The organism is Dyadobacter frigoris (assembly GCF_005280585.1).
Lineage (GTDB): Bacteria > Bacteroidota > Bacteroidia > Cytophagales > Spirosomataceae > Dyadobacter > Dyadobacter frigoris.
In genome coordinates, this window is record NZ_SZVO01000006.1 from 166471 (window position 1) to 188470 (window position 22000).

The window sequence follows — 22000 nt, forward strand, 5'->3', positions numbered from 1 at the left end:
TAAATTATTCCCAAACCCATAAACGTTGATATGAAACAGAATCCGACCAGTCTCCAATAATTATTTCTCCTTCTTTTTCAATCCAGGCATGTGCCTCGAACACTTTGGCTGGATTAATTTCAATACCAATTTCCAAACTCAATGCAGGAACCCTGCGTAATAAAAATTTAGTTGCCAGTGCTCTTGGCAGGCAAAGAAGCTCAACCGGCAAAACGTTTGCAGCGGTATTCACTGCCCAAACCGTTTCTTCTATATCTTTAGCTGTTGTTTCCTGATGCGTTTGCGATTTGGAAATCCAGTGAAATAAACGGCGAAAACCAGAAAATGGTAAAATTGTCAAACCTGTTTTAAGTAAAAGAAGTGTTGCTCCTGCCTGCAAGATTTTAATCTTGACACTGCCGGAAAGATTGCTCCATTTTACAATATAGTTTGAAATTTTAGACATTCATTATTCTGTTACCTCAACCAGTTTTTCCGAAATAAGATCTTTCAAAAGCAATTCAACGTCTTCCTGACAGGTTTCTTTATCAACATCATACTCATTAGTAACCGCCTCACAAAGTGCCTCCAATGTTTTGGGTTCTGCTTCCAGATTATTCCAAACCAAAGCTCCTACCTCATCCAAACCATAATAAGCTCCTTTGTTATGATTAAGAATAACGATTTCTCCTCCCACCTGTGATGCAATTTGCTGGGATGTTAATTTGTATTTCATATTAATAGTGTATTTGGGCAAAAAATTAAAGTTTGCCATTAGATTACAAAGTTAGAAATAATAATTATTCGATCTCAAATTTTATTCCCTGAGCCAAAGGAAGCGTCGCACTATAATTAATTGTTGTTGTCTGCCTTCTCATATAAGCCTTCCAGGCGTCTGAACCGGACTCACGGCCTCCGCCTGTTTCTTTTTCTCCGCCAAAAGCTCCTCCAATTTCAGCCCCGGAAGTTCCGATATTAACATTGGCAATCCCGCAGTCTGAACCCGTCTGTGATAAAAACTGTTCGGACTCACGAATATTAAGTGTAAAAATGGACGAAGAAAGTCCTTGCGGCACAGCATTCTGCAATTCAATGGCTTTGTCCAGATTGTCATATTTTATTAGATACAAAATTGGCGCAAAAGTCTCGGTCTGGACAATAAAATAATCATTTTCAACTTCTGCCACACATGGAGCGACATAACATCCTGAATCATATTTATCACCTTTCAGGACTTTCGGATCAATAATGAAATGTCCGCCCTCTTTTCTTATTTTCTCAATCGCATCCTCATAATGATCAACCGCAATTGTATCAATAAGAGGCCCAACGTGATTATTTTCATCCAATGGATTTCCAATCCTTAATTGAGCATAAGCCTTAATCAGACGGTTTTTCACTTCTTCATAAATATCAACATGAACAATTAATCTTCTTGTAGATGTACAACGCTGTCCGGCCGTACCTACTGCACCAAAAACAATTCCCGGAATAGCAACATTTAAATCTGCCGATGGCGTTACAATGATCGCATTGTTCCCCCCAAGTTCCAACAAACTTTTACCAAGCCTTCTTGCTACGGCTTCTCCAACAGCTTTCCCCATTCTGGTACTTCCAGTTGCAGATACCAACGCGATTCTGCTATCATCCGCCAGATATTCTCCGACGGCCTGCCCTCCCGTTACAATGCCGGAAATACCTTCCGGAAGCTGATTGTTTTTGAGAACGATCTGAATAATATTCTGGCAGGCGATTGCTGTAAGCGGCGTTTTTTCAGAAGGCTTCCAAATACACACATCGCCGCAAACCCAGGCAAGCATAGCATTCCATGACCAGACTGCAACCGGGAAATTAAATGCAGAGATAATTCCGACAATACCCAGCGGCTGCCATTGTTCGTACATCCGGTGCTGCGCCCTTTCACTATGCATACTCAATCCATACAACTGACGGGAGAGTCCAACAGCAAAATCACAGATATCAATCATTTCCTGTACTTCACCAAGTCCTTCCTGCAAGCTTTTGCCCATTTCATAACTTACAAGTGTTCCCAATTCCTGCTTATTTCCACGCAATTGTTCACCAATCTGACGTACAATTTCTCCGCGTTTCGGCGCAGGAACCAATCTCCAAATTTTGAAAGCCTGACTTGCCGATTCCACAACCTCTTCAAAATCTTCCGGATTGGCTGAATGGACTTCTGCAATCAGTTTACCATCCACCGGAGAATAAGATTCCAGGATTTCTCCACTTCCATTCCAGGATTTCAGTCCTGTGCTGACGCCGGGATTATTTGGATTTATATTTAATTTGGTAAGGATTTGTTGTATATCAATCATGGTATTATTCATTCAATGTAAAGTGAACCTGAGTTCTAAAATTTGACTTCTCCAAATTTGTCAATAAAACAAATTGCCATTTGTTGTCTTCATAAAATCATCCAGTAAGATATCTTCCTGTTTGATAAAACCTTTGTCAGGCAAACTTCCATCCGCAACCATTTCCACTACCGAGGCAATCGAAGCCGCCGTAGTCCATGAAATGGCACGCCAATGCTGACCGTCGATTTTAATCGGATGATAGGCCCGATAAAATTCTTCCCGTTCCAGGAATTCGCCTTTCCAGCCTTCCACGACCGCATAAACGTATACAACATCCTGCTGAACGGGCGGTTTTGCTTCGGTTAATATTTGTTCAACCAGTTCACGTTTTTCTTTTAGAATTAATTCATAAAGCAAAAATCGCATCAGACTGCAATGACCGGGATAACGGATTGTTTTGTAATTTAAAGTATCGAGTTTTCCTTCAAAAGTTTCACACATTGTACCCAACCCTCCGGATGTGCTGAAAGCTTCAAACTCCTGTCCTTCAATATTGATCATTTCAATGCCTTCCAGTGACGGCACCATTTTCCTTACGCCATTGTGAATTACCTCGGCATCATTGATATATTCGTTCACAACACCTGCCGGCGACCAGGTAAAAGAATAGCCCATCAATCCGTTTGGATAACGAGGCAAAGCGCCAACACGCAATTCGATATCACGGATTTTGGTAAAACGCTTTGCCAGGTCCATACCTACGATTCCGATAAAACCGGGCGCCAATCCGCATTGCGGCACCATCACGCCTCTACTGTCCTTCGCCAGTTCCCGAATGGCGGAAGTTGTGTAAACATCTTCCGTTAAATCGAAATAATGAATTCCCTTTTGATAAGCCATGACAGCTATCGGCAGATTTAAATTGTAAGGCATGCAGGAAACCACAGCATCAGCTCCTGTCAGAATTTCATCCAGAAAAGCATTTTCAGAAATATCTCCTGCTTTAAATAAAAAGGGAATTTCAACCGGAGGCCTTGTTTTGTCGATACCTGTCACCTGAAACCGCTTGCTGAGCAGCGTAGCGACCAATGAACCAACCTTTCCTAATCCTATGACAACAATGTTTTTCATAATGATCTAAGATGAAGTGTGAATTTCTATCAGAAAAGTATGTTGACTACTATTTATTTACAGCGATTGCTATAATTTAAAACGTACCAAGTGCCATCTCCCGTTAAAGAATTTAATGAAAGATAGGGAAAGAAATTGCAGTTTTATAAAACTTAGTGGTCATTTTTGTAAGTTTTACATCAATTCGTACTATGCAGATTGTGATTATTGGAGGCGGTGCTTCGGGATTTATGGCGGCAATAACGGCGGCAGAAACTTATCCTGATGCACGCGTTGTAATTTTGGAAAAAAATAAAACGGTTTTAAATAAAGTCCGCGTTTCGGGAGGCGGCAGATGCAACGTCACACACCAACCTTCGGACCTTCGTTTTTTCATTAAAAATTATCCAAGAGGAGAAAAATTTCTACGAAAACTTTTATCCCGTTTTGATGCACAGGATACAGTCAACTGGTTTGAGAACCGCGGAGTCAAATTAAAAACGGAAGCTGATGGCAGAATGTTTCCAGTCACAGATTCTTCCCAAACCATTATTGAATGTCTTTTAAGAACGGCAAAAGTTTTAAATATTGATATAAAAACCAGTACCGGCGTTAAGTCATTTGCCTGGACTGACATGGAAAATGTTCCTAAATTTTCTATTCAAATGGATTCAGAAGAATCCATAACGGCCGATAAAATTTTGATTGCTTCCGGCGGGCATCCAAAATCCAGCGGTTTTAACTGGATTAGCGAACACGATCATACCATTGTTGAACCTTATCCGTCTTTGTTTACTTTCAACGTACCAAACGGATATTTACTTCCACTTTCAGGGGTTGCAGTTCAGGATGCTTACGTTAAAATTATCGGAACAAAACATGAATGGCGCGGGCCTGTTTTGCTGACACACTGGGGATTCAGCGGACCAGCGATTTTAAAATTATCTGCCTGGGGCGCTCGCAATCTGGCTGCGCTGAATTATCACTTTACTTTTAAAATTAACTGGCTTCCCGAAATGAACGAGCAGCAGGTACGGGAATTTTTGATCGCTGAAAAAACTAATACACCCAAACAGCAAATCACTTCTCATGCCCGTTTTGGATTACCAATCAGATTGTGGAAAGCATTTACAGAGAAAGCGGAAATTGCCGAGAATTTACGCTGGTCCGATGCTACCAATAAAGTGCTGAACCGTATGGCTGAACTCTTGACAAACAGCCAGTTTGATGTAAAAGGAAAAAGTACTTATAAGGAGGAATTTGTAACCTGCGGCGGTATTGCACTTACTGATATCAATCAGGAAACACTGGAAAGTAGAAAAGTACCTGGCTTATTTTTCGCGGGTGAGGTACTCGATGTTGACGGTATCACAGGCGGTTTCAATTTTCAAAATGCCTGGACAACCGGTTTTGTTGCAGGAAAAGAAATTGGGCGATTTTCTTAACTTTAATAGAAATATTTCGATAGCCGATTCATTAAATTTTTCAAAACAGGATACAACTTCCATGAGATCCCTAGTCATTTTCACTCTTCTTTTCCTGACCGGAAACTTAATTCTGGCACAGCCCGCTGATTTGAAAAACGATTATTTCCTTCGTCAGCTTTATAAAGATCAATCTTATAACACACAAAAAGATCTGGTACTTAAAGAATTTGCACATGTTGTTCCGGGCAGTTGGGGAGAATTTGTAAAAGGCGTTGATGAGGATATTGTCACAAATAAAAAACTTCTTGCGCTTACTTTCGACGCTTGCGGTGGTCCGAGAGGAAGTGGTTATGACGCAGAACTGATCAATTATTTGAGAAAAGAAAAAATACCCGCAACGTTATTTGTTACCGGAAAATGGATTGATGCCAACTATAATACTTTCCTTGAACTAAGTAAAGACACACTTTTTGAAATCGAAAATCACGGCCTGAATCACCAACCCTGTTCCGTAGATGGAGAAAGCGAATATGGTATAAAAGGTACGCCGGACGTTCCGGATGCTTTTGATGAAATTGAAGCCAATGAGAGAAAAATTCAGTTTATCACCGGAAGACGTCCGAAATTTTATCGTTCAGCAACAGCTTATACCGATGAAGCCTGTGCAAAGATCGCCAGACAACTTGATGTTACCGTCATAAGCTTTGATGTGCTTTCGGGAGATGCCGTACCTTTCACAAAAATTCCGGTCATAGAAAAAAGTGTACTTTCAAATGTGAAACCCGGAGCATTGATCATCATGCATTTTAATCATCCGGAATGGAATACTTTTGAATCATTAGAAAAAATAATTCCAGTTTTAAAAAAGCAAGGTTACTCTTTTTCAAAACTGGAAACGTATCCTTTGAAAGGAAAATGATTTTTAATGCGCCATGGCATCAAAATAAGCCCTCACTTTTGTCGCCCGGTCGAATCCAATTAAAGATGTCAAATCTTCAACCGAACTTTCACGTATTGCCCGGATCGAACCAAAATGTTTTAACAATTTTGTAGCCGTAACTTTTCCTACACCAACTACGCCATCCAGCTCACTTACCAGACTTCCTTTGCTCCGTTTATCCCTATGGAAAGTAATGGCAAACCGGTGTGCTTCATCGCGTATTTGCTGAATAAGTTTTAAAGATTCCGATCTTTTGTCGATATATAATGGAAGCGAATCTTCCGGAAAATATATCTCTTCCAAACGTTTAGCAATACCGATAATAGGCACCTGACCGTAAATTCCTAAACTTTTCAGTGCATCGCAAGCGGCACTCAACTGACCTTTTCCACCATCAACGATTATAAGATCAGGAAGCGCCTCGTTTTCTGCTATTACCCTCAAATATCTCCGGCCAACAATTTCGTTCATGGAAGCAAAGTCATTGGGGCCTATTACTGTTTTTATATTGAAATGGCGATAATCCTTTTTGGACGCCTTTCCTTCCTTAAAACACACCATAGAAGCCACCGGATTTGTCCCCTGAATGTTTGAGTTATCAAAACATTCAATATGACGTGGTAATGTTTTTATTTGAAGATCCGTTTTTAGTTTAATTAAAACACGATCTTTTTTTGAAGAACTTGCTGAATTTTCAACTTCTCTGCGTTCGGCTTTTTCCCGGCGGAAATACATCACATTTTTCATGGACATATCCAGCAGCTTTTTCTTATCGCCAATTTGCGGGATAACCAGATCGAGTTTTAATTCCAGATCCGGTTTCAGGTTCGAGATTAATTCTTTTGCAGCCGTTCCGTATTTTTCACGCATTTCCACAATCATCAACGCCAGAATATCTTCATCGCTTTCGTCGAGCTTTTTCTTAATCTCAAAAGTCTGCGTGGCAATCATATAACCTTCTGTAATTTTCATAAAGTTCAGATAAGCCGATTCCTCATCCGAAACAATGGTAAGCACATCCACATTACCAATTTTAGGATTGATAACCGTGGCCTTACTTTGAAAATTAGATAAATGCTCAATTTTGGTTTTCCAGGAATGCGCCTGTTCAAAAGCCATTAGCTCCGCCGCCGCCAGCATTTTTTCTTTAAAATACTGCTGCGGTAATGTCAGATTTCCTTTAAGCATATGATGAATCTGCTCAATCTCAACATTATAATCCGACTCTGATTGCAGAGCTTCGCAAGGACCTTTACAGTTACCGATATGATATTCCAGACAAACCTTAAACTTTCCTGCCTCCACATTTTCTCTTGACAAATGTAAATGGCAGGAACGGATCGTATAAAGCGCCTTGAACATATCCAGCAGCGTATGCATGGATCGCAAATTGGCGAACGGACCATAAAAAGTCCCGCGCTTTTTATCCAGTTCACGGGTTACAAACACACGTGGAAAACGCTCATCTGTAATACAAATGAACGGATATGTTTTATCGTCTTTTAATAGGATATTGAATTTGGGTTGAAATTGCTTGATCAACTGATTTTCAAGCAATAAAGCATCCCATTCAGTATGCACAATGGTATATTCAATACGACGAATCTGGCTTACGAGCCGTTTTGTTTTTCTATCGTGCTGATTTGATTTTAAGAAATAACTTGAAACCCTGTTTCTCAGACTTTTTGCTTTTCCAACATAAATTACCTCCCCGGTATCGTCGAAATAACGGTAAACACCGGGATCAAAAGGAATTTTAGAAAGCTCCTCTTTGTAATTAAATTCGGGCATGTATTATGGACTTGTTTAAGCGAATGCGAAGTTTACTATAATCCAGAGCGAATTATGAAATCAATTCCGGCTCTTGTTGAAAAACAACCGGACCAAATGAAAAGTTGCGTCGCGTACCAGTGAAAAAGCTTCGGTCTCGGCTTGTTGTAAATTCATCGGACGATTTAGAACAGAAACGGCGTAAGTTATTCCGGCTTTTTGGGTCTCTTCCGGCGATATCATCAGAGTACCGCAAACAACGGCAAGCGGCACATTATTTTTCTGACAAAGATCCGCTAATCCTTTTACCACTTTTCCCTGTAACGTCTGTTCATCCACTTTACCTTCTCCGGTGATAACCAGATCAGCTTTTTGAATATGTTCAGCGATATTGGTTTGCTCCATGACGATACTGACACCTTCCCGAAGTTCTGCATTGAGAAACCAAAGTGCACCAGCTCCTAAGCCACCTGCTGCACCAGCACCAGGATTATCACTGATATCTTCGCCAAATGTTTCAGAAGCTACTTTTGCTATATTTTTCAAACCGTTATCCAATTGAAAAACCATCGATTTGTCAGCTCCTTTTTGCGGCCCATAAATATAGGCCGCGCCCGATTTCCCATAAAGCGGATTGGTTACATCACAGGCAACGATAAATTCAACAGATTTTAAAAGCGGATTAACATTTTCTGTTTTGATAAATTTGATTGAGGAGATATTTTCTCCGTTAGCCATCACTTCCTTCTCATTTTCGTCTAAAAACTTATACCCCAGCGCAGAGGCCATTCCAATTCCGGCCTCTGTTGTTGCACTTCCCCCAATGCCAAGAATTATCTTTTTAACTCCGGAATTGATCGCATATAAAATCAATTCTCCCGTTCCGTAGGTATTGGTAAGCAATGGATTTCTTTCTTCCGGCTTTAAAAGATTTAATCCGGACGCGGCAGCCATTTCAATAAATGCAGTATTACCATCACCCGACAAACCATATTCCGCTTCAATATATCTTCCCAATGGGTCATGAACAACGGTAGTTACAAATTTCCCTTTCGATTGTTCTGTCAAAATCCGCATAGTTCCTTCGCCCCCGTCAGCCAATGGAACAGAAATAATTTCAGCATCAGGATAAGCCAGACGTATTCCTTCTGCAACAGATTGACAAACCTCTGATGCTTCCAGAGAGCCGCGGAATTTGTCAGGAGCAATAAGAATATACACGGGTTTTAATTTTGAATGGGTGAATGATAGAATGAGTGAATGGGGATTTCCATCACTACTGATTTAAAGGATTTCTCGGCTTTGCCTTACTGTTATTTTTTAAAATGAGGTTCCTTCGTCGTCTGATGTTGATGGCGGGATATAAGTGTCGGTACTATCAGATGCTACGTTACCACAATCAAGAACGAAGTTTTCCGGCTTAATAAACGGACCTCTCCGGTACTGGATCAGGGTTTGATCGTCGTATACCTTTTTCATATATAAACCCCAGGCCGGCATGGCTGCGCGTCCACCTTGTCCTAATTCTATTGTCCGGAAATGTATTTGCATGTCTTCTCCCCCAACCCAGATTCCCGACACCAGATTTTGTGTCATTCCCATGAACCAGCTATCGGAATGATTGTTGGTTGTTCCGGTTTTTGCTGCAATTTCATTTCCACTTGTTACACCGTAAGAATGCAAACGCCCGGCCGTCCCTCCCCTATCTTCCACAGCTCCACGCATCAGATAGAGCATATCATAGGCAATGGAAGCCTGTAATTCCTGATTTTGTTTTTGGTGAAATTCCTGCAAAACATTTCCGTTGCGATCTTCAATTCTTAAAATAGTCATCGCTTCCGAACGATAGCCACCATTGGCAAAAGCACAGTAGGCATTCACCATTTCAAAAACAGAAACAGAACTGACACCCAAAGCCAATGAAGGATATGGATCCAGTTTACTCGTTATACCCAATTTATGAGCATATTCAACCACCGTTTCTGGCTTTTCCATTTGTATAATGGCAGCACTGACAGAATTGACAGATTGTCCCAATGCCTGTCTAAGCGTTAATGACTGATTGGTATATTTTCCATTCGAATTTTGCGGATTATATTCATTTTCAGGAACCGGTGCATCCACTATTTTGTCACAAGGTGTCAGGAAATTTTTGTCCAGGGCTGCAACATATACAAAGGGTTTGAAGGTTGAACCCGGCTGACGTGTCCCCTGTTTTACATGATCGTATTTGAAATATTTGAAATTTACACCACCAACCCAAGCCTTGATTTCTCCGCTTCTCGGATCCATCGATATCATTCCGGCATGTAAAAATCTTTTATAATAACGAATGGAATCCATCGGACTCATCGTCACTTCCTTTTCACCATCGTAAGAAAAAACCTTCATTTTATAAGGTCTCTGCATTACTTTCCACGCCTCGTCTTCTCCAACTTCCGCTTTTAAAACCTTGAAATAAGCCAAAGACCGAACTGCCTTTTCTATAAATCCCGGGATTTCTTTTCCATTCTCGTCAGCCCAGGGATTTCTGCCTTTCCAATGTGCGTCAAAAAGTTTCTGCTGGGTTTTCATATGCTCGTTCATCGCCTCTTCCTGGTATTGCTGCAAACGGGAATCTATGGTTGTATAAATGCGTAAACCGCTTGTATACAAATCATAATCTGTCCCGTTGTCGTCATTATATTGTTTCACCCAGGCCCTCATATAACCGCGCATGGATTCCCTAAAATAAGGAGCCGGGCCGGTATTATGCCCGTCGACGGTAAATCTCAGTGCAAGTGGTTTTTCTTTTAAACTTTCAAACTCCTCATCCGGCAAATAGTCATATTTTGCCATTTGCGCCAAAACGGTATTCCGGCGGTTTGTCGCATTAACCGGAAATCTTAAAGGATTGTATAAGGTAGGATTTTGCAGCATACCTACAAGCAATGCCGCTTCACTCACTTCGAGATCCGACGGTTCTTTGTCAAAATATGTTTTTGAAGCGACTTTTATACCGAAAGTATTATTTCCAAATGAAACCGTATTCAGGTACATCATCATGATTTCCCGTTTGGTATATTTCCTTTCCAGGGTCACCGACAGAATCCATTCCTTGGTTTTGGCGATAACTGTGCGAACAAAAGGAATTTTACCAAGCAAACCTTCAAACTTTTCCGAACGTGTTTCAAAAAGATTTTTGGCAACTTGCTGCGTCAGTGTACTTCCTCCGCCCGAACTCGCATTTCCCAACAGAACACCTTTGGCAACCCGCAGCATACTTCTTGGATCAATACCTGAATGGTTTAGAAAACGAGCGTCTTCTGTCGCTACCAATGCATCAGTAACATTTTTAGAAACCTGTTCAAATTCAACCGGCGTACGGTTTTCAAAGAAATATTTACCCAATGATTTACCATCCTCCGACATTAATTCAGAGGCAAGTTCACTTTTCGGATTTTCAAGGGTAACAAGATCCGGCATTCCACCGAAAAGCCATAAAAAATTAAAACTGACGGCAACGACATAAAGTATAAAAAGCCCCAGGCCTAAAGCTGTAAACAACCAGACGCGTATAATGCTGCGACGGTATTTTCCTGGCTGCAACTCAATCATAAAATAAGATTTCCTAAGTGATTATTTTTAAAACAATGCTCCTTCGTCGTCGGAGCGGGAAGGTGGAATATAGGTATCTGTGCTATCAGAAGCAACATTACCACAATTTAAAACAAAATTCTCCGGTTTATTAAAAGCTCCTTTTTTATATTGAACCAATGTCGGATCGTCATATACCTTTTTCATATACAAACCCCATGCCGGCATCGCAACGTGGCCGCCCTGTCCAAGCTGCATTGTTCTGAAGTGTATAGACATATCTTCACCGCCGACCCAGATTCCGGAAACAAGGTGCTGCGTCATTCCCATAAACCATCCATCTGAATAATTTTGAGAAGTTCCGGTTTTTGCTGCAATTTCATTTCCTTCCGTTACGCCATAAGTTCTTAGACGACTGGCCGTTCCACCCGGATCTTCCACGGCTCCACGCATCAAATACAACATACTATATGCCATATTTTCGCTTAATTCCTGATTTTGCTTTTGGTAAAATTGTTGTAAAACATTCCCGTTTCTATCTTCAATTCTCAAAATCGACATAGCTTCCGTTCTATGTCCGCCATTTGCAAAGGCACAATAAGCGTTCACCATTTCAAAAACAGTAACGGAACTGATACCGAGACAAAGGGAAGGTTTTGGATTTAATTTGCTTGTAATACCCAGTTTGTGTGCATATTCAACAACAGTATTGGGCTTAACCATTTTTATAATATTGGCACTCACCGAATTCACAGATTTCCCAAGGGCCTGTCTCAATGACAAAGGACGATAAGAAAATTTGTTACCTGAATTATGCGGTGTCCATCCACCGGGAACGCCATCTGACAAACCGAAATGAACGGGTGCGTCCATAATACGATCACAGGGTGTCAAAAAGTTTTTATCCAGAGCAGAAACATAAACGAAAGGCTTGAAGGTAGAACCAGGTTGGCGAGCCCCCTGTTTTACGTGGTCATATTTGAAATATTTAAAATTGACACCGCCAACCCAGGCTTTTATTTGTCCATTCCGCGGATCCATCGACATCATTCCCGCGTGCAAAAATCTTTTGTAATACCGCAAAGAATCAATCGGACTCATGGTCATTTCTTTTTCGCCATCATAAGAAAAAACTTTCATCTTGTACGGACGGCGCATTACTTTCCATGCCTCTTTTTCCCCTACTTCTTTTTTCAAAACATTAAAATAAGGTAAAGCCCGAACAGCCTTTTCAATAAATCCGGGTATTTCTTTCCCTTCCGGATTTGCCCAGGGATTTCTGTCTTTCCAATGTGCGTCAAAAAGTTTTTGCTGCGTTCGCATATGCTCATTCAGTGCGTCTTCCTGATATTTTTGCATTCTGGAATCGATGGTTGTATAAATCCGAAGTCCGCTGGTATACAAATCCAGATCAGTTCCGTTTTCTTCATTGAATTGTTTTACCCACGCTTTCATATATCCACGCATGGATTCGCGGAAATAAGGTGCTAAACCTGTATTATGTCCATCGACCGTGAATTTCATACCCAAAGACTTTTCTTTTAAAGTCTCTAATTTCTCTTCGGGCAGGTAATTATATTTTACCATTTGAGCCAAAACAGTATTTCTACGATTCAACGCATTGGTAGGAAATCTAAGCGGATTATATAAGGTAGGATTTTGTAGCATTCCGACAAGAAGTGCGGCTTCATTTACATTAAGATCCCAGGCGTCTTTATCAAAATAAGTTTTGGCAGCAACTTTAATTCCGTAAGTATTATTTCCAAAAGATACGGTATTCAGGTACATCATCATGATTTCCCTCTTAGTATATTTTCTTTCCAAAACCACGGAAAGAATCCATTCCTTGGTCTTTGCGATAACGGTACGGATCAAAGGAATTTTACCCAAAATGCCTTCATACTTCTCGGAGCGGGTCTGGAAAAGATTTTTTGCAACCTGTTGCGTAAGCGTACTACCACCACCAGAACTGGAATTCCCTGAAACTACACCTTTAAATACACGGGCCAAACTTCGCGGGTCTATACCCGAGTGATTTACAAAACGCGCATCTTCCGTAGCAACCAATGCTTCAATAAGATTTGGGGAAATCTGGTCAAATTCAATGGGCGTGCGGTTTTCAAAGAAGTATTTCCCCAGCGATTTCCCGTCTTCCGAAATCAGTTCGGAAGCAAGTTCACTTTTAGGATTTTCGAGCGTTTTAAGGTCTGGCATTCCACCGAAAAGCCATAACAAATTTACGCTTACGGAGAAAATGTAAAATATAAAAAGACCCAGGCCAATTGCTGCAAATTCCCAAAGGCGGATAATGCTGCGACGATATTTTCCTGGCTGCAATTCAATCATATGTGGGGATAATTTATTAGTGAATCGTATTTAAACGGATCAATCAAGTCAACAAAGATACAATTTCCGTAAATTATCTCTTTCCAACTGAAATTTCCCTTGATTCCTGCATTTCTTTAAGTCTTGGCAAATAAATGCTGCCGGGATATAAACGAACAAACTCGTTAATAGCTTGCAGATAAGATTCCCGTCCTCTGACTTTCCCCACTAAAAATACTCTGAGCAGTGCAAACTTGTCTTCCAGCATACTTCCTTTATATGCCGGCAAATCTGCTTCAATTTCTTCAAGGGCTTTGGTAAAATTCCCATCAGCATACAATTGATAAGCACTTTCATAAGCTTTCACAGGATTATTTCTATTCTTATCATCACCAATTCCACTACCAACAGACTTATTAATTAACCTTGCATAGGTTGAATTTGGGAATTCCGATGTCAGTTTATCTTTCCATACGATACGATTTTTGTCCTCTTCCGCCAGCGTCAGATACATCAGATAATAGATTTCTTCCCTGTATTGTGTTTTTGGATATTCCGTTAAAACCCTGTTAAAAGTTGCTACGGCTCTATCCGGTTCCTTAAGATCGAAGCGATAAATTTTTCCAAGATTATATAACGCGTCCTCTTTTCTTTTCTGTGAAACTGTAAAACTAGAATCGGTCAAAGGAATTTTCTTTTTAAGATTGTCGTGCCTTGCCTGCCAAAGCGCAGATCCCTTTGCCATAACAGGTTCAGCTGCAACTACCGGAAGTCCCTTACCATTTGACGCGCTGTCGGCAGGATTATTGCCTCGGGAAGCCACTGATGTTATTTGTTTGGTACTTCTCCGCCAATCATCTTCAAGTACCCGGTTTCCCCAAAGTCTGCGAAATTCTATTTTTCCCTGATTAATCATAGCCGGGTCATATAATTCCCAGCGACGGTCAGTACTGTTAGGAATGGATCCGCCGGGACTTAAATTAATCTGGTTATTCGCTGCGAGCTGCGCTGATTTAAGGCGTTTCTCATCTTCAATTCTCGCCTTTTCCAGTTCTTCAATTATATTATCTATTTTGTCATCCAAAGCTTTTGGATTCATATGGGACAGAATCTGCAAACTGTCTTCCGTTTTTACAATGGTCAGCTGTGTAACAAAATTATCCAACGCAAGTTTACGGTCAGAAACCACACGATATTCCTGTGCATCTTTTGGCAGGATTGTCAGAGCGCTGTCATAGTAAGCTTTTGCGAGTTCATACCTTTCAAGGGCATCATAATGAATTCTTGCAAGTTGTAGATAAGTATAAGCTTTCTGGACATTATTTTTTCCGGAGGCCAGCGAAGCTGATTTTTGCAAATATTTTACCGCTTCCGGCAATTGCTTTCTATGTTCGGCAAGAAGTCCCATGGTAAAGTAAATCCGATCCCGAAGATCGTTGTTCTTTCTGTCACGCAGCATTCTGTCAAAACCCACAGAAGAAACATCGGTTTTAGGATCAATAATAACCTGGTTTTGTAATGAATTCATGGAAGAATAAAATCCAAGATCATAATCCGGGCGATTTTTACTAACACTTTTGTAATGTTTGTTAGCAAGTGCAAATTGGCCCAGACGATCGTACATCTGAGCGGCAGCAAAATGTAATCTTGCTGTTTCAATAGATTTACTTAACAACGGAAATGTTTCCTCCAAAATCGCAACAGAGGTAAGATATTCACCATTTTGCTGGTGCAAATATGCTTTTGTCAGATAAAAATCTTTGGTAGCATCTTTGGTTAAAGTTTGCTGGCTCAGATATTCCGCAACGCCAAGCGCATTTGAATAGTCCTTGCGACTGATGTAAGCACGCATCAAAACGATCAATGCATTATTTTTATCATTTTCATCCTTACCATTGGCATAAACATAACGTAAGGCTTCCAGGCCATCGGCCCATTGACCAAGGTATAAGCGGGCTTTCCCAAGAATAATATAGCTGTTATCAACCCACTTGCTGTTCTGATGTTTTTCAGCAACAATGGAAGTTTTCTTAACTGCATCCAGCAACTGAGGTTTTACCGGAATCGCAAGAATCGAATCCAGAGGCATCAAAATAGGCAATAGCTGATTGTAATCTTCCTTGAAAGCTGCACGCATCGCAAATTCAGCATCAAGCATATCCTGCTCAGCAATGAAATAGGCATTATAATGAGAGGAAACATTATGGAAATTCACAGCCGCTGGTCGCGAACTGTATTGGGAGCACCCGATCAGTAGACATACAAACAACAGACAGAACGCTGATGTTTGAATAAAACGGGCTAGTGTATGAGTCACAAATAAAGACTTTAGGGATGATATTTTATCTTTTCCTGGCAAAGCTAAAACGGTATTTTACTTAATAACGTATCGAAGATAATGCCATTTACAAAATTTGAAGCAACTTTACCTATAAATTCTACAAAAACGCAGATGAAAGAGGATAAAAATGGATGGAAAAATCAGGAAAATAAACCTTTTTCCAGCAAGGGGACTTCCCGAAATACGCCCTCAAACTTCATCAGATACTCCGGAATGGCCATGCAAATGCTGGGCACTATATTGATTTTCACCTATGCTGGTTACAAACTGGATCACTGGCGAATGAATAAAACACCGGTTTGGACTCTGATTTTATCGCTTACTTCCATTGCTGCGTCTTTGTACTTATTAATACGCAGCATGCCAAAAGCAAAATGATTTTTGTCACCCTTTGCTTACAAATTACTTACATTTCAAATTACCACTTTTAGTTCACATGTTACGAAGCATTATTGCCTCCATTATTTTAGCAATTGCATTATTTCTAGTACAGCGTTTTGTCAATGCTGCCTGGATACATCCTTATATATGGTACATCCTGGCCTTCTTTGTGATGCTGTCATTTCTCATTCACCGGTTGATGGAATACGGGTTAAAAAACAATCGTGAAAAATTTGTAACGTTTTACCTTTCTACCATAGTCGGGCGCTTTATATTGAGTATAATCTTTATTGCCATATTTTTATATTCAGGGTTAACTGATTCATTTACATTTGTTCTCAACTTTTTTGCACTGTATTTATTTTATACATGCTTTGAAATATATGGTTTGTATTGTAACTTGCGCCGCGATTGACAAAGCATAGTATTTCAAGCATTTATGTATACGCCTTTAAGACTCTTTATAACTACTGCCCTTGTTGCGGCAACCTGCTTTTTTAACCTTCCGGCGCAAGCTCAGGAATCAGGTCAGCATGACCAGAATCCGATAGCTGATACGGTCAACAAAGAAGAGCGCGAAATAGAACATAATCTGGAAGAGTCCGAACAGAAATTTAACATCGGACAGATGATCATGCACCACATTGCCGATTCTCACGAGTGGGAATTCTCTCATGGTGTTGCTATTCCACTTCCTGTAATTCTTTATTCTGCTGACCGCGGAATTGAATTATTCTCATCTTCCAATTTTCACAATGAGCACCATGAATACAATGGTTATCATTTAGTACACGGAGATTCTGAAACGGTTGAACCTGTTGATCATGAGCGCAAGATCTACGACTTTTCAATTACGAAAAACGTAGCTTCCATGATGCTTAGTGCAGTGATCCTTATCCTTATTTTTACTAGCATTGGTAAAGCTTACCAACGCAACGTGGGAAAAGCACCGAAAGGATTCCAGTCAGCTATGGAAATCGTTATTCTTTTCATTCGTGACGATGTGGTTAAACCAAATGTTGGCCCTAACTACGAAAAATACCTTCCATACCTTTTGACATTGTTTTTCTTTATACTTGTCAATAACATTTTAGGTCTTCTTCCAGGTGCTGCGAACGTGACGGGTAACATCGCCATCACGATGACACTTGCCGTGATCACTTTTATCATTGTTCACATCAATGCAAACAAAAATTATTACAAACACCTTGTAAGTCCTCCGGGTGTTCCTGCTCCATTATTGCTTATCATGATACCTGTTGAAGTTGTTGGTGTATTCATGAAGCCGTTCTCTCTTATGGTTCGTCTTTTTGCAAACATGACAGCTGGTCACATTATTCTTTTAAGTCTTTTTGGATTGATCTTTATTTTCCAGAGCATGTTCATCGCTCCGGTGATATCGTTATTTGCCTTGTTCCTTAACTTCATCGAAATCATGGTGGCGTTTATCCAGGCATTTATTTTTACCCTGTTATCGTCCATGTACATCGGCAGTGCTATTGAAGAGCATGGCCATGCCGATCACGGACATTGATTTTTAATCTCTTTTTTTATTAATTATATTTAAAACAAACACAATTATGTTGCTTCAAATTTTGCTTCAGGCTACAGAACAAGGTGGTGCAGGTCTAGCTGTTTTCGGTGCTGCTATCGGTGCTGGTCTTGCTGCTATCGGTGCTGGTCTTGGTATCGGTAAAATTGGTGGTTCTGCAATGGAAGGTATCGCTCGTCAGCCAGAAGCTGCCGGTGCTATCCAAACTGCAATGCTTATCATTGCTGCTCTTATCGAAGCGGTAGCGTTGTTCGCGGCGGTTATCTGTCTGCTTATCTCGTTCAAGCTTTAGTAACGAATTTGGGATTCAGGTCCCGGCTGTATCTTCTTTCGCATTAGGCCTGGAAGTTGGCAAAAAAATTACCGTGGAAGCAATAGGCTTCCACGGATTTTAATAAAAAAGAGTGCTTTGAAGGAATTGTTACAATAACCTGAACTTCGCATTTCAAGATTTTACAACTCACAAAACTCAGATATTATGTCATTGCTTACTCCAAACCCAGGTCTTATTTTCTGGATGCTGGTGGTATTTTTACTGGTAGTTTTCATTCTTGCCAAGTTTGCATGGAAACCAATCATTAAAGGCTTAAAAGATCGTGAAAACGAAATTCAGGGTGCTTTGGATCTTGCAGAAAGAACCAAATCTGAAATGGTTAAACTGAAAGCAGATAACGAAAAACTGATCATTGAAGCGAACGCGGTTCGTGACCGTATTCTTCGTGACGCCAAAGAAGCTTCGGACCGTATGATTGCTGAGTCGAAAGACAGAGCAATTATTGAAGGACAGAAAATGATTGATAGCGCACGCGATACGATCCGTAACGAACAACAGGCTGCAATCGCTAAAATGCGTAAAGAAGTTGCCGTTTTATCTCTTGAAATTGCTGAGCAGGTATTGCACCGCGAATTGAAAGATAAAGAATCTCAGGAAAAACTGATTTCAGATCTTGCGTCTTCAGCTCGCATGAACTAATTCGTTACCGAAGTAGTAACGTCCATTTCATTCAAAAATTAATTGATTCCCTATGTCAGTAGGTATAGTTGCTGCCAGATACGCTAAATCACTTATCGAGCTGGCAAAAGAACAAAATGTTGTTGAGGCTGTATACGCGGATATGAAATTATTCCTTGATACTGCTCATCAAAACCGTGGTTTGATGCTGGCGCTTAAAAGCCCGGTAGTACGCCACGAAAAGAAACTGGCTATTTTGAAAGCGATATTTTTCGAAAGAGTAAATCCTGTTTCTTATTCGATTTTTACGATCATTACAAAAAAGAACCGGGAATCAATTCTTGATGCGATTGCCGAAGAATTTATAACTGCATACGACGAATACCGCGGTATTCAAAAAGCAACTGTGATCACGACAACTCCTTTAACTGAAGAATTGCGTAAACAGTTTAATAAAATTGTAGCAGACGCTACGGGCAAAACAGTTGAGCTGGAAGAAAAAGTAGATCCTTCACTAATCGGTGGCTATTTGCTTCGTGTAAATGACCGTCAGATTGATGCTTCTATTAAAAGCCGTTTGAATGAACTGAAATTACAATTTGCCAATTAAAAATTTTTATCTGTATAATTAGAAAGACCCGGTTGCTATGCGGCCGGGTCTTCTTTTTTAATATGTAATTCAGTCCTAAAAACTAAACTTTCATCTTGACTAAATTGCCATAACTGATTGCAATGGCTTCAAGCGGCGGTCTTTTACAAACATCCTGTTCTACGAAGAAATGTGTCATTCCTGCTGTTTTTCTTGCTGCAAAGATTTTCGCAAAATCAATTGATCCTGTTCCAACTTCTGCAAAAGCTTTATCCGGCCCTTTTTCCATGTCTTTTACATGCCATAAAGGAAAACGTCCGGGATGTTGCTTAAATAGCTCAACAGGATCCAATCCGGCTCTTACAGCCCAGTATAGATCAAGTTCCAGTTTTACAAGGGAAGCATCAGTATCTTTTGTGATAATGTCATAAGGCAACTGTCCGTCCAGTTTCTGAAATTCAAAATCATGGTTATGGTAACCAAACTGAATTCCTGCCGCTTTACAAATTTCACCCGACTTATTGAAAAGAACTGCATACTTTTTGTAATCGTCGATCGATTTACGCTCATCAGGAGTCAGATATGCACACATCATGTATTTCTGGCCCAATTCTGCTGAATCATCAACAGCACGCTTCCAGTCGTTGGATAATGTACCTTTTCTGTCAGGCGCTGCAATACCTGCACCATAGTGACCGCTTACTGCGCTAAGTCCAAGGCCGCTTAATAACGATTTAAATTCCTTCGGCGTTTTACCAAAGAATTTTCCATCAGAATAACCAAAGGTTTCAACTTCTTTATAGCCAATCTCAGAAACCTTTTTTAGTGTTCCTTCCAGATCTTTGCTCAAAGCATCTCTTAATGTATAAAGCTGTAAACCTATTTTGGATGAAGCCTTTGCCATCGAAGGCAGCTGCGAAATCAAAGGAAGTGAAAGTGCCAGTGCACCAGTCCGCAGAAATGATTTCCGGGAAATTTTTTGGTTAAAATCCATGGTAGTGGAAAACAAAAGATAAATTAAAACTAAGTACTATTTTGAAAATGTAATAACGCCAGACTTTGTCAAAGGCGTCAGCAATGATTCCGGTAATTTCCACTCTTGTGTGAAATAACCATCTGTCACTATATTTTTTGATGAATCCTTAAAGAACAACAAATCCTTAAATTCAGATAAACCTCTGTGTGTTGCCGGAACAAAAGGAAATCCCTGATCCACGACCCCAGTCCACCACGGCAAGCCCGAACTTATGGTAACATAATGTTTGTCGACAGAAAATACATAAAGCAAACCATAATCCTTTGTTGCAGGATTCAGGTGAACAGGTAACTTGTCAGCGTATTTACTGATTACTGCATTCGTTTCTTTTGTACCAAACAGAATAAGATTGCAAGTTTCAAAATCACTTGCTCTCACCTCTTTATCGGAAAGCACACGTGGAAAAAACATTACTCTTCCCAAAAAAGGACCGCGATAAACTGACCAGCTTGCGGCTTCGTTTGCTATATCCAGACGTTTTTTCAATTCCTCGGCAGAAGGATTGTCGGCAGTCCCGTAAACATAAATATGACGGCTTGAAAAAGCATCAAAAATTGGTCCCTCTGCACCTTTTTTCTTTTCAACAATATTAGTTGCCGCTTCTTTATTTATAATCCAGGAAGCTCCTTTTTTCACAAATGAAATGGTACTGTCAACTTTGTTCGATAACGCTGCACCATCAATCGTAAATATGACGGGCTGATTACTAATAAACTTGGCATGACCTTTTAGAATCAAAGTAAATCCGTCAAGATTTTTCGTCTTGATTTCTAAGGTATTCGATCTTTTGAAACTTGCAGTTATGTCTGATAAAACACCGCTTTTCATTTTATCAAACTGAACCCAGTACGCTTTATTGTATTTATAAAACTTACTCGAAAATTTAACTTCATTAGGAAACGGATTTCTAACCTGATTAAACCAGCCAAAAATAAATTCGTCATCATAAGCATTAACCCAGCTATCATGTTTGACATCGACAAATTCCTTATAGGTAACTTCTACACCAAGATCCTGCATTTTGGCGACCCAGTTTCTCGTACTTTCAACCGGGACAACAGGATCTTTATCGCCATGGAAAAAATGAACGGGATAATTACTCGAGTTTCCTGCCAGGTCAATCGTACCTGCCGGAGGTGCTGCACAAACCGGTGCAATGGCTGCCCAAATGTCAGGCCTCGTTAAACCTATCCATAAAGTTCCTCCGCCTCCCATCGATAACCCTGTAAGATAAGTCCGGTTTTCATCTATATTAAACCGTTTTTTAACATCAGCTAAAACATCGTAAACATCCTGCTCCGGTATTCCCTGATATCCGGCTGTTCCCCTTGCCAAAGGTGTAGCTACAATAAAATCCACATTCTCCCATTCCGGAAAATAACGGCTGGCTTCCACGTCCGTCTCATCTCCTGCATTACTTTTTCCAAAAACACGTCTTAGTTCAAGTCTGTGATTTGAACCCGCACCGTGCAGCATCATAACTAAAGGGTATTTTTTGACCGGATCATAATTCTTTGGAATATAAAGTCCATAAGGCTGCTCAGTGTCATCAGCCGATGAAAAAAATGTGAGAACCTGCGGCCCGGAAGCCAGTTTTTGAGCAATGCAAATATTATGGCTCATTACAATAAAGAAAACTAAACTAAAAACGGATGGCAAATTATTTATTTTCATATAAAATTGAATCTAACAATGCTTAAA

Annotated in this window: 18 protein-coding genes; 7 read left to right on the top strand and 11 right to left on the bottom strand. The window is 40.3% G+C overall.

What is annotated here, in order from left to right:
- Positions 1 to 4: 4 nt before the first annotated feature.
- The 4 genes from FDK13_RS14245 to FDK13_RS14260 form a co-directional block, all read right to left on the bottom strand.
- Positions 5 to 445, bottom strand: coding sequence for a lasso peptide biosynthesis B2 protein (locus tag FDK13_RS14245; protein WP_137340677.1), 441 nt, complete (start codon positions 443 to 445; stop codon positions 5 to 7).
- Between the two features lie 3 nt (positions 446 to 448).
- Positions 449 to 715: a PqqD family peptide modification chaperone gene (locus FDK13_RS14250; protein ID WP_137340678.1), complete on the bottom strand. Its 267-nt coding sequence runs from the start codon at positions 713 to 715 to the stop codon at positions 449 to 451.
- A 64-nt stretch (positions 716 to 779) separates the two neighbouring features.
- A complete protein-coding gene (gene amaB, locus FDK13_RS14255) occupies positions 780 to 2318 on the bottom strand; it encodes an L-piperidine-6-carboxylate dehydrogenase (protein ID WP_137340679.1) in 1539 nt (512 codons plus the stop codon).
- 60 nt (positions 2319 to 2378) lie between these two features.
- Positions 2379 to 3431: a saccharopine dehydrogenase family protein gene (locus tag FDK13_RS14260; protein ID WP_137340680.1), complete on the bottom strand. Its 1053-nt coding sequence runs from the start codon at positions 3429 to 3431 to the stop codon at positions 2379 to 2381.
- A 191-nt stretch (positions 3432 to 3622) separates the two neighbouring features.
- Between FDK13_RS14260 and FDK13_RS14265 the strand changes: the two genes are divergently transcribed.
- Positions 3623 to 4855, top strand: a complete 1233-nt coding sequence (locus FDK13_RS14265) for a BaiN/RdsA family NAD(P)/FAD-dependent oxidoreductase (protein WP_170982801.1) — start codon at positions 3623 to 3625, stop codon at positions 4853 to 4855.
- Between the two features lie 61 nt (positions 4856 to 4916).
- Complete coding sequence (locus FDK13_RS14270; protein ID WP_170982802.1) at positions 4917 to 5756, top strand: polysaccharide deacetylase family protein; 840 nt, start codon at positions 4917 to 4919, stop codon at positions 5754 to 5756.
- Positions 5757 to 5759: 3 nt separating this feature from the next.
- Here the strand turns inward: FDK13_RS14270 and uvrC are convergent, their stop codons facing one another.
- From uvrC to porW, 5 genes are all read right to left on the bottom strand, one after another.
- Positions 5760 to 7568, bottom strand: coding sequence for an excinuclease ABC subunit UvrC (gene uvrC, locus FDK13_RS14275; RefSeq protein ID WP_137340682.1), 1809 nt, complete (start codon positions 7566 to 7568; stop codon positions 5760 to 5762).
- 60 nt (positions 7569 to 7628) lie between these two features.
- A complete protein-coding gene (locus FDK13_RS14280) occupies positions 7629 to 8768 on the bottom strand; it encodes a glycerate kinase (protein ID WP_137340683.1) in 1140 nt (379 codons plus the stop codon).
- 99 nt (positions 8769 to 8867) lie between these two features.
- Positions 8868 to 11144 carry a penicillin-binding protein 1A gene (locus FDK13_RS14285; RefSeq protein ID WP_137340684.1) on the bottom strand — a complete coding sequence of 759 codons (2277 nt, stop codon included), beginning with the start codon at positions 11142 to 11144 and terminating at the stop codon, positions 8868 to 8870.
- Positions 11145 to 11171: 27 nt separating this feature from the next.
- Complete coding sequence (locus FDK13_RS14290) at positions 11172 to 13469, bottom strand: transglycosylase domain-containing protein (RefSeq protein WP_137340685.1); 2298 nt, start codon at positions 13467 to 13469, stop codon at positions 11172 to 11174.
- Positions 13470 to 13542: 73 nt separating this feature from the next.
- Positions 13543 to 15765, bottom strand: coding sequence for a type IX secretion system periplasmic lipoprotein PorW/SprE (gene porW, locus FDK13_RS14295; RefSeq protein ID WP_229216038.1), 2223 nt, complete (start codon positions 15763 to 15765; stop codon positions 13543 to 13545).
- A gap of 81 nt (positions 15766 to 15846) precedes the next feature.
- Here porW and FDK13_RS14300 point away from each other — a divergent pair, with 81 nt between their 5' ends.
- From FDK13_RS14300 to atpH, 5 genes are all read left to right on the top strand, one after another.
- Positions 15847 to 16167, top strand: a complete 321-nt coding sequence (locus FDK13_RS14300; RefSeq protein ID WP_229216039.1) for an AtpZ/AtpI family protein — start codon at positions 15847 to 15849, stop codon at positions 16165 to 16167.
- Between the two features lie 442 nt (positions 16168 to 16609).
- Entirely contained in the window at positions 16610 to 17704 is a 1095-nt protein-coding gene (gene atpB, locus FDK13_RS14310; protein ID WP_137340687.1) for a F0F1 ATP synthase subunit A, read from the top strand.
- 46 nt (positions 17705 to 17750) lie between these two features.
- Complete coding sequence (gene atpE / locus FDK13_RS14315) at positions 17751 to 18014, top strand: ATP synthase F0 subunit C (protein WP_090335138.1); 264 nt, start codon at positions 17751 to 17753, stop codon at positions 18012 to 18014.
- A 186-nt stretch (positions 18015 to 18200) separates the two neighbouring features.
- On the top strand, positions 18201 to 18695 hold the full coding sequence (atpF, locus tag FDK13_RS14320) for a F0F1 ATP synthase subunit B (protein ID WP_229216040.1): 495 nt from the start codon (positions 18201 to 18203) through the stop codon (positions 18693 to 18695).
- Positions 18696 to 18747: 52 nt separating this feature from the next.
- On the top strand, positions 18748 to 19284 hold the full coding sequence (gene atpH, locus FDK13_RS14325) for an ATP synthase F1 subunit delta (protein ID WP_137340688.1): 537 nt from the start codon (positions 18748 to 18750) through the stop codon (positions 19282 to 19284).
- Positions 19285 to 19366: 82 nt separating this feature from the next.
- Here atpH and FDK13_RS14330 read toward each other — a convergent pair whose 3' ends face one another.
- Together FDK13_RS14330 and FDK13_RS14335 are read right to left on the bottom strand one after the other, a co-directional pair.
- Positions 19367 to 20257, bottom strand: coding sequence for a sugar phosphate isomerase/epimerase family protein (locus FDK13_RS14330; RefSeq protein ID WP_137340689.1), 891 nt, complete (start codon positions 20255 to 20257; stop codon positions 19367 to 19369).
- Positions 20258 to 20293: 36 nt separating this feature from the next.
- The gene (locus tag FDK13_RS14335; RefSeq protein WP_137340690.1) at positions 20294 to 21973 is read right to left on the bottom strand and encodes a carboxylesterase family protein; all 1680 of its coding nucleotides are present in this window, start codon (positions 21971 to 21973) and stop codon (positions 20294 to 20296) included.
- Between the last annotated feature and the right edge of the window lie 27 nt (positions 21974 to 22000).